We start from the raw sequence: 12142 nt of genomic DNA, 5'->3' as shown, positions 1-12142 counted from the left end.
CTTCGCCATCATCTTTCGATTATAATTCATCAATGGGATTGCTAACCATGATTTCGATCACTTTTGCTCTGTTGGCGGATTTTTTCTTACTGCCGGCAATTATAATAATCGGATGGTGTCAGGACAAGTCCTGACTACCAAAAATCCGTTTGATATTTTATCAATTACCACCAGCCGAGAATCTTCCACCATCCCAAGCCGACAGTGAACCAGATAGTCAGATGGAATAGCGAGACAAGAAATCCGATGGAAAACCATCGGCCGGGCTTAACGTAACCGAGTCCGAAGTAAATAACGACGGGTCCGGTTGAATAATTGGTAGTACAGGCGCACAGATTTGAGAAATAAGCCATGAGCGCTATCGTGAGTAGAACCGGCGCGCCGGCTCCGAGAGCAACAATGAAAAAAGCTGCAGCGAGGGCAAAAATATGCGCCGTGAGCATTGAAAAGAAATACATGCTGTAAAAGTAAATCAGGGCTAATACTATTACGACAGTCAGACCGTTTAAACCGGATACAGCGAGCTGCATCTCATTTGCGAACCAGTCGACCATACCGTAGTTTTTAAGCATGTTGGCCATTGTGAGCAGCCCTCCGAGCCAGACGAGCGTGTCCCATGCTTGTGAATTGCGGGCGATGTCATTCCAATCCTGAGTTTTTGTGATGAGCAGGATAGAAACGCCTATCCATGCGGTGAGCGTAGTGCCCATACCGTGAACAGCTTTTGTCGACCAGAGCAGGAGGAGAAATACGAAAATAATTCCCATAATCTTTTCATTTGCTTTCCACGCACCCATCTGCCTGAGCTCCGATTCCGCTTTTCCATGAGCTGCCGCCGTATCGGTTAGAGAAGGTTTTGTTAATAGTTTTATGAAGGGCGGAAGCAATGCTAACCCGACTAATCCCGGCACAATAGCGCCTAACGCCCACATCCCCCACGTAAATTCAATTCCGAAAATGACTTTCGCCGACTCGGCAAGGACGGGGTTCGCCGCCATGCCGGTTAGAAACATCGCCGCGGTTATGAGGTTTGCGTGTGCCCCGAGTGTTGTAAGAAACTCGCCCGCTCTTTCCGGTTTATCCTCCGGGAAAGAATCAAGAGCTTCGGAAAGCGACCGCGTTATGGGAGCAAGGATACCCCCTCCGCGGGCGGTGTTTGACGGAACCACAGGTCCTAAGATCAGTTCGGCTCCCGTTATCGCATAGCCCAATCCAAGGGTTGTTTTACCCAATTTACTCACTAATAAAAGCGCTATCCTCCGTCCGAACCCGGTTTTGATAACAGACCCGGCTATCAGAAACGCTGCAACAACCAGCCATACGGTGGAGTTTCCGTACCCGCTGAGCGCTTCATCGACGGTGAGGGTTTTTGTCAGCATAAGCGTCATCAGTCCGAATATCACCATAGCCCCCATGGGGAACGGGCGGAGGATGAAGCTGAATATCACCGGAATAAAGACAGAGAAGAGATGCCACCCCTTGACAGGGATAGAATCGGAAACCGGAAAATACCAGAGGATCAGACCCAACAAGAAACAGATCGTAAGTTTCAGATAAGGCTCTTTAGTGTATGAAGATAATATGTTCATTTTCCCATCCTGATGAAGCATAATGTATGAAAATCCGTTGAAAAGTTAAGAACTTTTTCATGAAAGAAACAGAGATGAAATGACTCATATAAATTTATATAAGAAGCAGTAAAAAAAGCTTGTAACCTGTCGAAAACACTATATATTACAAGGCTGCGGTAGCAGACTACCAGTTAGAGTGCTAATCGCGGTAAGAATTGAAATAACAATGGGTTACGTAATAACGGAGGACCGAAAATGGCATTAAAAATCAAACCTTTGGCTGACAGAGTAGTTGTCCAACCGGATGCGGCTGAGGAGAAGAGTGAAGGCGGAATTATTCTGCCGGATACAGTACAGGAAAAACCCCAAAAAGGGAAAATAGTAGCTCTCGGAGCGGGTAAAACTTCGGATAGCGGCGAGTTGATCAAACCTGAAGTAAAAGTCGGTGACAAAGTGCTTTACGGCAAGTATTCGGGCAATGAGATCACTCTCGGCGGCGAGGAATACCTAATAATGCGCGAAAGCGACATTCTCGCTGTTATATAAACCGCCGTGCACGAATTGATAAAAAAGGAGAATAATTAAAAATGGCAAAGAATATTGAATTTGAATCCGAAGCCCGCATGAAGCTGAAAGCCGGTGTTGATAAACTGGCCAGGGCTGTAGCGGTAACGCTCGGACCGAAAGGACGAAACGTCGTCCTTGAGAAAAAATTTGGTGCGCCCACCATTACGAAAGACGGTGTTACGGTTGCCAAAGAAATCGAATTAAAAGATGAAATGGAAAACATAGGCGCTCAGATGGTCAGGGAAGTAGCTTCCAAGACGTCTGACGTAGCGGGTGACGGTACAACGACTGCAACAATATTGGCGCAGGCTATACTTAACGAAGGCCTCAAAAATGTTGCTGCCGGGTCAAATCCGATGGATTTGAAACGGGGTATTGACATCGCCGTAACGGCTGTCGTAGCCGAGCTTCACAAGATGAGCAAACCGCTTCCGGGCAGGGAAGAGATCGCTCAGGTCGGAAGCATTTCTGCTAATAACGACCAGGAAATAGGCGACCTGATAGCCGATGCTATGGAAAAGGTCGGAAAGGACGGGGTCATTACTGTCGAAGAGGCAAAATCTACCGATACCTCATTAGAGGTCGTAGAAGGTATGCAGTTCGACCGCGGGTATCTCTCTCCGTATTTCGTGACAAATGCAGACAGCATGGAAGCGATATTAGAGGAGCCCTACATTCTCATACATGACAAGAAGATAAGCAATATGAAAGATCTTCTCCCGATTCTTGAGAAAGTGTCTCAGCTCGGTAAACCGCTCCTGATAATTTCGGAGGACGTAGACGGAGAGGCGCTTGCTACCATTGTCGTAAACAAACTCAGAGGCACTCTGAAGATAGCTGCCGTCAAGGCTCCGGGATTTGGCGATAGGCGTAAATCTATGCTTGAAGATATCGCTGTACTGACCGGTGGTACAGTCATTTCCGAGGAAAGAGGCTTCAAACTCGAAAATGCGACTACATCGTACCTTGGTCAGGCTAAACGGATAACGATAGACAAGGACAACACTACGATAGTCGAGGGTGGCGGAAAATCCGAGGATATTAAGGCAAGGATCAATCAACTCAAGTCTCAGGTTGAATCTTCCACGTCGGATTACGATAAAGAAAAACTTCAGGAACGCCTGGCGAAACTTGCTGGCGGCGTAGCGGTTCTCAGCGTCGGCGCGGCGACCGAAATTGAGATGAAAGATAAGAAAGCGCGAGTCGAGGATGCGCTTCATGCCACTCGAGCGGCGGTCCAGGAGGGTATAATTCCCGGCGGCGGTGTAGCGTATATCCGTGCGCTGAAATCCCTCGATAAGTTAAAAGTGACGGGTGATCAGAGGGTCGGCGTGGACATTGTTCGCAGGGCGCTTGAAAGCCCCCTTCGCAAGATAGCCGAGAATGCAGGTTGGGAAGGCTCTATAGTTGCTCAGAAAGTTAAGGACGGAAAAGACGATTTCGGCTTTAATGCTGCAAGTGAGAAGTTCGTTCCCTTGATTGCAGACGGCGTCATCGACCCGACGAAGGTTGCGCGGACAGCGTTAGAGAATGCCGCTTCTGTAGCGGGATTGATGATAACCACGGAAGCCGTAATCGCAGAAGAACCTGAAAAAGAGAGTTCCGGGCCCCCGATGCCTCCGGGTGGAATGGGCGGAATGTATTAAACGCTCGAATCATTACTTAAACCCCGTCTCTACAGGCGGGGTTTTTTGTTTGCCATTTCCAATGGTTTGCATCTGAAGAAGAAAAGCCTGATATTAGGCGTCATCAACCAAACATAACGGAGCTCCGGTGATAATAAAAAGCATCATTCGTACGATATTATCGTTTCATTTATTAGGATTTACAATTGCGTACGGAAGCGATTCACTCACGGTGGCAAAAATTATGGCGATTCCGTCAATCTCCGGTGAAAGAGCAAGAATATCCTCAATTTCCCCTGACGGCAGCAGACTCCTGTACTTTATCGATGAAAGCGGGAATCACGATTGGGAGCTGTTTCTCGCAAACACAAAAACCGGAGAGAGTGAGACAGTGGAAGGAATTCCCGGAAGCGCGAAGAATATTTCATGGCACACCGACGGTAACAGGCTTCTTTATACGTCAGAGGAAGACATACATATTTTTGACCTGAGCAAGAGAGAGTCGAATCAATTAACTAAAACACCCGGCATTGAATCTTCAGTCAGTTGGACGAACGATGGAAATGGTATTTTATACCGCTATGATAAAAGTTATCGTATCCTGCCTCTCGACGGCGGCGCCTACATTCAGATAACGGAAAAGCCGGATGAGAACGAGGCTGATTACGAAGGCACCCTTTCTCCGGACGGCACAAGATTCTTGTTCAAAAGAGTAAGCGAAAGCGATCATTGGGAGATGCACTGGGCGGATTATCTGCCGGAAACCGTCGAACCGAAATCGTCAAAAAGGGGCGTAGGTTCGGGGAAAATCGGTTTGGTCGAGGTTGACGGAAACGCTGAAGTAAAATGGATTAAGCCTCCCTGGGAAGAAAAGTACAGAATTTTTCAATTCCGCTGGTCGGACGATTCCAATATGCTGTATGCTCATCTTGTCTCTGTCGATTTTCATACGAGAAAAATATTTGTTTATCGCTTGAAGGAAAAAATCTGGAAAGAGGTCTGGGAAGAAAAAGACGATAAATGGATCGGCGGACCGCGCCTGACAGCCCTATGGTCCCCGTCTGGAAAGAATCTCCTGATCTCCTCAGAAAAGGACGGCTGGAATCACCTTTATCTCAATGAAACGAACAAAAAGAAGAACAAAAGATTGACCAAAGGCAAGTGGGAAGTGCAGGAATTCGAGTGGCTATCGGATGAAGAGCTGTTTTTCGCTTCAAACGAAGAGGAGTTATCCGAAAGACATTTTTATCTTTTGAACGTAAAGGAGAAAAAACGAAGGAAACTCAACACCGAAAGGGGCTACAACAGCGGCGCAGAGCTCTCCGACGATCGGTCCACGGTAGTGTATTTCCACGATAATCAGGGTCAGCCGCCTGAAATATACGCCTTGAGTTTAGAGGAGGGAGCCGTCCCGGTGCAGATCACAAATACGGTTCCCGAAGATTACGCCGATCATAACTGGACGATACCGGAGATAGTCGAATTCAAAAGCCACGTGGACGGAAAAAACATTCGCGCAAATCTGTATAAACCTCAGGAGTTCCAGCCGGGAAAAGAGTATCCGACAATTATCTTCGTACACGGCGCCGGATATCGTCAAAACGTCACGAAGGGATGGACCCACTACTGGCGTGAATTCATGTTTCATACGGTTTTGAACAGGCGCGGGTATGTCGTCATGGACGTCGATTACCGGGGGAGCGCGGGGTACGGGCGTAACTGGCGCACCGACGTTTACATGCATCTCGGCGGTCTCGATCTCGACGATATAGTTTCCGGCGTCAAATGGGGTATGGACGAGGGTTTTATCGATGAGGAACGGATAGGGATATACGGCGGCTCCTATGGCGGTTTTATGGCGATAATGGCTCTGGCAAAAGAGCCTGAACTCTTCGCCGCCGGCGCCGGTCTTCGTTCTGTCACCGACTGGGTGAATTACTACTACAGCAATCCGTTCTACACAGCTAAACGACTCGGTTTACCCGAAGAAAACAAAGAGGCGTACGAGCGTTCTTCACCGATTCATTTCATCGATAATCTCAAATCGCCGCTGCTGCTCCTTCACGGCGTCCTCGATGCCAACGTTCAGTTTCAGGACGCTGTACAGCTTGTACAGAAACTCATCGACGGAGGGAAAGATTTTGAACTCATGATCTATCCGAAGGAAGCGCATTCATTCAAAACGGCGGAAGCATGGACAGATGAATATACGCGAATTCTGAATTTTATGGAGATACACGTCCGGAATAAATGAGAGACAGCTTATTGTGGCAGTCAGGACTTGTCCTGACGCATCAACAATTGTTCGGTCAGGATAAATCCTGACTCGCACATAGCATTCTCCAGCGGAGAACGGATTCGTTCCTACTTGAAAGAAAATTAACCGGAACAGATGTCCCGTAAGAAAATAACATACTGGGAGTTGATCAGGGGCAACCCCGATTTCCGGAAGCTCTGGCTCGGTCAACTCGTCAGTAACCTCGGTGACTGGTTCAACACGATTGCTCTGTATGGTCTTATTATCGAACTGTCGGGAACCGGACAGGCGATTGCCGGAGTCTTGATTGCCAAGCTTCTCCCGAACTTTTTTGTAGGACCTTATGCCGGTGTAATTGTTGACCGGTTCGACAGAAAGAAGATAATGATCTGGACAGACATTCTCCGGGGAGTGCTTGTCCTCGGTTTTATATTCATGACTTCCAAAGATCATCTCTGGATCGCATATTCATTGATGGTTTTGCAGATGGTGCTCGGCAGTTTTTTCGAACCGGCGAGAACCGCTGTAATTCCCAATATCACCAAGCGAAGTGAGTTGGTCGCCGCAAACGCACTCGCGGGAAGCACCTGGTCGGCAATGCTTGCGATCGGTGCGGCTGTCGGTGGACTCGTTACGGCACTTATCGGCAGAGATTTGGCTTTTGTCGTTGATTCCGGTACGTTTTTTCTGTCGGCGTATTTTATCTATCAGATTCCATCACTCAAAGCTGCTGACCATGAAGAGAGTAAAGAGAAAGGAGCGGGGATAAAGCAGCTGATCGCCGGGATAAAGTATGTGAAGGACGATTTGTACAGAACCGGACTTATTTTCGTCAAGCCGGGGCTCGCATTGAGCGGTGGATTATTGACGCTCCTTCCGATATTCACCGAAAGGGTATATACGAACGACCCTTTTAAGCTCTACGGCTGCGCTTGGATATCTGTATGCGATGCGGGGAGCCGGGGCTTTCGTTGGTCCGATTCTTATAAGAAATTATTTCGGTGAAAGCCCGAGGGTGATGAGAAGGAGTATCGGCGTCGGCTACCTGATGATCTCTCTCTCGTTTATAATGTTCAGCCTGTCTCCCGATATCTGGACAGCGTCCATATTCGTTTTTACGGGTACTTTTGGAGGCGCCTCTCTCTGGTTTTTCAGTACCACGCTTGCTCATATAGAGGTAGAGGACAGATTCAGAGGGAGATTCTTCGCTCTGGAATTGGCTATATTTACGGCAATATTCTCCCTCTCAACCGTTGTGGTCGGATGGGCGTTAGACAACCTCAATCTTACTCCGAGAGAAGTAGCTTTCAATCTGGCGCTGGTTCCTCTTCTTCCGGCGTTCCTCTGGTTCGTCTTCTTATTCAGCTATAAAAAGAGACGGGGCGATAAGATGGGAAGCGAAGATTGGAGCCCCGTTCACGGTCAGGACGGGATCACGGAAGGACTCGAAATTCCGCCGAGGGGTCTGGTGGACGATAAAGAATAAATTTCTCCCTTTCGCTCGATAGAAATTTCAAGAGAAACCACCCCCTGCCCCCTCCTTAGGAAGGAGGGGGTGCATTGATCCCGTCTATATCGCAAAGTAAATTGAGTGAAAATTTCATAAAGAATATTCCTTTTGATCCCCTCTAACTAAGAGGCAAATTCCCGCCATCGGCGGGAGGTTTCAGCTAATTAGCCCAGCCATTTATGGCTGGGATGAAGATCAACAACAATCTACACCAGGGCGTTCACGCCCTTTTGATATTTTTCTTATTGGCAGAGCTCCTAACACACTCCATTCGCAGTAGATAATCGAATGTGAGAGTCTTAGCACATATCTCCTTGCTATTATTACAAATAAACAGTTAATTTCATCCCGTAACGATAGAACAAATCCTTTAGAAAGGACCCGAATGGATTTAGAAATAAAGAGGCGTAAAACACGCCAGGTGATGGTCGGCGATGTTCCGGTAGGTGGAGACGCGCCGGTCAGCATACAGTCGATGACTACGACGAAGACCTGGAATCTGAAAGAGACACTGAAAGAGATACACGCCCTTGAGGAAGCAGGATGTCAGATAATCAGGGTGACGGTGCCGGACGAAGCATCGGCATCAGCGCTGCCGAAAATTAAGGCGGAGATGTCCGTTCCGCTCGTGGCGGATATTCATTTCAATTATAAGATGGCGCTGCTCGCGCTTGAGGCGGGAGTTGATAAGATTCGCATAAATCCGGGCAACATCGGAAAAGCTGAAAATGTAAAGGCCGTTCTTGACGGCTGTAAAGATAGGGGAGTGCCGATTCGCATAGGCGTCAACGCCGGCTCACTCGAAAAGGAGATAATAGAAAAGAATGGTTATCCTACACCTGAAGGGATGCTTGAATCGGCTTCTAAGCATATCGATATATGCGAGGAGAACGGATTTACGGATATTATCGTATCGCTGAAATCGTCCGACGTTGCGCTTATGATGGCTTCGTACAGGCTGTTTTCCGAAAAATATGATTATCCGCTGCACCTCGGAGTAACCGAAGCGGGAACGTACAAAACCGGAAGTATCAAATCGGCTGTCGGGATGGGCTCTCTTCTCGCCGATGGAATAGGCGACACTATTCGGGTATCTTTAGCGGACGATTCCGTAAAAGAAGTGAAAGTTGCAAAGGAAATTCTGAAATCGATCGGTTTGGCGAGCGGGGGAGTAACGGTAATTGCCTGCCCCACGTGCGGGAGGCTTGAGGTTGACCTTTTTAAGATAGCGAATGAAGTTGAAGAACGTACGGAGCATATAAAGACACCGATGAAAGTTGCGATTATGGGCTGCGCTGTCAACGGTCCCGGTGAATCACGCGAGGCTGATATCGGAATTGCGTGCGGAAAGCATGAAGCGCTGCTGTACAGGGACGGTGAATCGATTGGCAAGATCCCTGAAGAGGATGCGGTGGAAAGGCTTATAGAAGAAATAGAAAGCTACTCGAACAACCACTGAGATAATTGCGGGTTACTCTTCAGATATCCATATGCTTATTATTTTTTTATAACACTTCTCCCGCTCAGGAAGCGGAAGAATCGACCCGCTCCAGTTTTAAGATATATCTTTACTCCACAAAAGAAAACATAACTGTTGTGGGTAAAGTAACCGAACTCTCTGTTATTGATTTGCAACTCATGAATTTCCGCGACGACAGGTTCATCACCTTCGAGCCGGCAGCGGATAATCTTTTTATCGACCGTTACGGGAATTCAATAACGGCTGCCCTATTCGATTATGACTATATCGTTAATGAAATCTATCCCGGAAAGCAAATGGTACTTCATTTCTATCTCCCCCGATATAAAAGCATAACTCCGGGCGAAGTTTATTTCTTGACCTATAACAGCGGTGCGGATACGCTGATGTTGAGCCCGACTATGGACGAAGAGATCGAACTCTACGTCAAGCGGTTTGAAAAACGCGAAGACAAAAAATGGTATTGGAAGCTCGGTCAGGCAACTCTTTTTGCGACCGCCGCCGTACTCGGCTTCAGGCTTTTCTGATGGAAAGGGAACTGAAAGTCGGAATGGTCTCTAAAGTATTGAGCGCAGCGGTTCTCGGGGTTGAGGCGTATGTCGTTGACGTGGAATCACACCTTGATTCGCAGCTGCCGCAGTTTACTACTGTCGGTCTCCCCGATGCCGCGGTCAAGGAGAGCAGGGAGCGTGTTACAGCGGCGATCAAGAACTCCGGTTATCGGTTTCCGAATAAAAAGATTACCGTCAATCTCGCTCCCGCCGACGTAAAGAAGGAGGGCTCGGCTTTCGACCTGCCGATTGCCGTCGGAATACTCTCGGCGAGCGGAATCCTTTCCTCCGAAATGCTCGAAAACCACCTGATCTTGGGCGAACTGAGTCTTCAGGGAGGACTCAGACCAATACGCGGCGCTCTCAACATAGCTGTAATGGCGGGGAAGAAAAAACTGGGCGGGATCATACTCCCTAAGCAAAACGCAGAGGAAGCGGCTGTAGCGGGCGAAATACCTGTATTTCCCGTCGAGTCTCTCGAAGAGACAGTGGAGTTTCTGAAGGGAGAAAAGGAATTGACACCCCTGACTGTCGATCTTGAATCGATTATGAAGATAGCGCGAAAATATGAGACGGATTTCTCCGACGTGAAGGGACAGGCGCACGTTAAACGAGCGCTTGAAGTGGCAGCCGCAGGTGGCCATAATATCATCATGATAGGACCTCCGGGGAGCGGAAAAACTATGCTCGCAAAACGGCTTCCGAGCATACTGCCCGACCTTCGGATCGAAGAGGCGATCGAGACGACAATGATTCATTCGGTCATGGGACTTCTTCCTCCCGATAGGGGTTTGATAGCAACGAGACCTTTCCGTTCGCCGCATCACACTGTCAGCGAAGCGGGGCTTGTCGGCGGCGGAAGCGTGCCCAAACCGGGGGAGGTGAGTCTCTCCCACAACGGGGTTTTATTCCTCGACGAGCTCCCCGAGTTCGGAAAAAGTGTTCTCGAAGTTCTCCGTCAACCGCTTGAAGATGGATCCGTAACTATCTCGAGGGCGGCGATGTCATTGACATATCCCTGTAATATACTTCTTTCCTCTGCGATGAACCCATGCCCGTGCGGTTATTATACCGATCCGAACAACGATTGCAGCTGCACTACGCGTGAGATTCATAACTACATGAAACGAATATCGGGACCGCTGCTCGACAGGATAGATATACATATCGACGTACCGGCAGTTAAGTACTCCGAACTCTCCAGCAAGGAAAAAGGCGAACCGTCTGCCGCCATTCGCGAGCGGATCGAACGGGCGAGGGACGTGCAGTCGGAACGATTCAAGGACGTGAAAGGTCTGCACACAAACGCTCAGATGGAAACGAAACAGATTCGGAACTACTGTAAAATAGACGAAAGCGGCGACGAGCTTCTCCGAACAGCGATAAATAAACTCGGACTCTCCGCTCGGGCTTACGACCGGATACTGAAAGTCGGGCGCACCATCGCCGACCTCGAAGGCTCTGCCGATATCAAACCGGAATTCATCTCGGAAGCGATACAATACAGGACACTCGACCGGCAACTCTGGAATTGATTTAAAATCTTGTTAACCCCTGACTTTAGTCAGGGGACACTGAAATGTCGAATTACTTACGCGAACCGTTTTTCCCGAAGGTCACGAAGGACTCCCCCGACAGGATGCTGCTGGTTCAGAAAGATTTGTTCGAGTTCTTGCGTTACAAATGCTATGTAGAAATAACACTTCTACACGATATATTTAGCTTGCGTTTCTATAGTAAACTGGAATAACTTTGATAAGTCTATAAAATATTTCATTCAATAATGCAGTATATTTGCTTTCTCTTGAGGGGAGAATGTAAGTTTATAACAGAAGCCCGGTATTTTAAGCGATTCAATCAACGAAACCATAAAGGAGTGAAATGATGTCAAAATCAATTATCCATTTAATTGGTATTATGGCGCTGGTTCTTGTCCTAATCAGCGTCTCAACGGCTCAAGTGAAATTTGGAGCTACGTTAGGTGCTACCATCTCAAATCTTTCAACTGATCCTGACGAAGGAGTATCATCGGATTCAAAAACTGGCTTCACACTGGGAGCTTTCCTGGAATATCCTGTAAATGACAATCTCAATATAAGAAGCGGTGCGTCGTTTACCAAAAAAGGAGCGCAATTCAGTGCAGAAGAATCAGGAATAAAGGTTGATGGTTCTACAAATTTATCATATTTAACTGTTCCGATACTTGCCCAGTATAAATTCAACACCACTGCCACAACCCCATATGTAATAGGCGGATTGGATATAGGCATATTGATGAGTGCGGACGTTGAGGCTAAGATAAGTGGTACAATATTTGGAATAACTTTTGATTCAGACACAAGTTATAGCGTCAAGGACGACCTCTCTTCGACAGACATCGCCTTCAATGTCGGTGCAGGTTATATGATGGAGATGGGGAATGCCAGAGTATACGGAGAAATACTATATTCACTGGGATTATTGGACATAGACTCCGCTGGCGATGACGTAGCTGTAAAAACAAAGGGAATTATTGTAGCAGTCGGCTACATTTTCTAATTGATACAGTCTGAAAACCGTTAGTTAGTGTGCGGGTTAAATC

General features: G+C 47.7%; 10 protein-coding genes. 9 read left to right on the top strand and 1 reads right to left on the bottom strand.

Features of this window, described 5'->3' with window-relative positions; all coding sequences use genetic code 11:
* Nucleotides 1-164 precede the first annotated feature (164 nt).
* Nucleotides 165-1589 carry a DASS family sodium-coupled anion symporter gene (locus IID12_07460; protein MCH8288926.1) on the bottom strand — a complete coding sequence of 475 codons (1425 nt, stop codon included), beginning with the start codon at nucleotides 1587-1589 and terminating at the stop codon, nucleotides 165-167.
* Between the two features lie 237 nt (nucleotides 1590-1826).
* Here IID12_07460 and groES point away from each other — a divergent pair, with 237 nt between their 5' ends.
* The 9 genes from groES to IID12_07415 all read left to right on the top strand — a co-directional run bounded on the left by groES (nucleotide 1827) and on the right by IID12_07415 (nucleotide 12099).
* The gene (groES, locus tag IID12_07455) at nucleotides 1827-2117 is read left to right on the top strand and encodes a co-chaperone GroES (GenBank protein MCH8288925.1); all 291 of its coding nucleotides are present in this window, start codon (nucleotides 1827-1829) and stop codon (nucleotides 2115-2117) included.
* Nucleotides 2118-2158: 41 nt separating this feature from the next.
* Nucleotides 2159-3784, top strand: coding sequence for a chaperonin GroEL (groL, locus tag IID12_07450; GenBank protein MCH8288924.1), 1626 nt, complete (start codon nucleotides 2159-2161; stop codon nucleotides 3782-3784).
* 127 nt (nucleotides 3785-3911) lie between these two features.
* Nucleotides 3912-6017 (top strand): prolyl oligopeptidase family serine peptidase, encoded by a 2106-nt coding sequence (locus IID12_07445; GenBank protein MCH8288923.1) that lies wholly within the window; start codon nucleotides 3912-3914, stop codon nucleotides 6015-6017.
* Nucleotides 6018-6155: 138 nt separating this feature from the next.
* Nucleotides 6156-7025 carry an MFS transporter gene (locus IID12_07440; protein MCH8288922.1) on the top strand — a complete coding sequence of 290 codons (870 nt, stop codon included), beginning with the start codon at nucleotides 6156-6158 and terminating at the stop codon, nucleotides 7023-7025.
* A 13-nt stretch (nucleotides 7026-7038) separates the two neighbouring features.
* On the top strand, nucleotides 7039-7506 hold the full coding sequence (locus IID12_07435; GenBank protein MCH8288921.1) for a hypothetical protein: 468 nt from the start codon (nucleotides 7039-7041) through the stop codon (nucleotides 7504-7506).
* 409 nt (nucleotides 7507-7915) lie between these two features.
* Nucleotides 7916-8989: a flavodoxin-dependent (E)-4-hydroxy-3-methylbut-2-enyl-diphosphate synthase gene (gene ispG / locus IID12_07430; GenBank protein MCH8288920.1), complete on the top strand. Its 1074-nt coding sequence runs from the start codon at nucleotides 7916-7918 to the stop codon at nucleotides 8987-8989.
* Nucleotides 8990-8994: 5 nt separating this feature from the next.
* On the top strand, nucleotides 8995-9537 hold the full coding sequence (locus IID12_07425; GenBank protein MCH8288919.1) for a hypothetical protein: 543 nt from the start codon (nucleotides 8995-8997) through the stop codon (nucleotides 9535-9537).
* A 23-nt stretch (nucleotides 9538-9560) separates the two neighbouring features.
* Nucleotides 9561-11096, top strand: a complete 1536-nt coding sequence (locus tag IID12_07420; GenBank protein ID MCH8288918.1) for a YifB family Mg chelatase-like AAA ATPase — start codon at nucleotides 9561-9563, stop codon at nucleotides 11094-11096.
* A 346-nt stretch (nucleotides 11097-11442) separates the two neighbouring features.
* Complete coding sequence (locus tag IID12_07415; protein ID MCH8288917.1) at nucleotides 11443-12099, top strand: PorT family protein; 657 nt, start codon at nucleotides 11443-11445, stop codon at nucleotides 12097-12099.
* The last annotated feature ends 43 nt before the right edge of the window (nucleotides 12100-12142 follow it).

The sequence above is a fragment of the Candidatus Neomarinimicrobiota bacterium genome (assembly GCA_022567655.1).
Taxonomy (GTDB): Bacteria; Fidelibacterota; SORT01; order SORT01; family SORT01; genus JADFGO01.
Note: the sequence above shows the minus strand (reverse complement) of the source record. Positions and strands in the feature narration are given on the sequence as shown.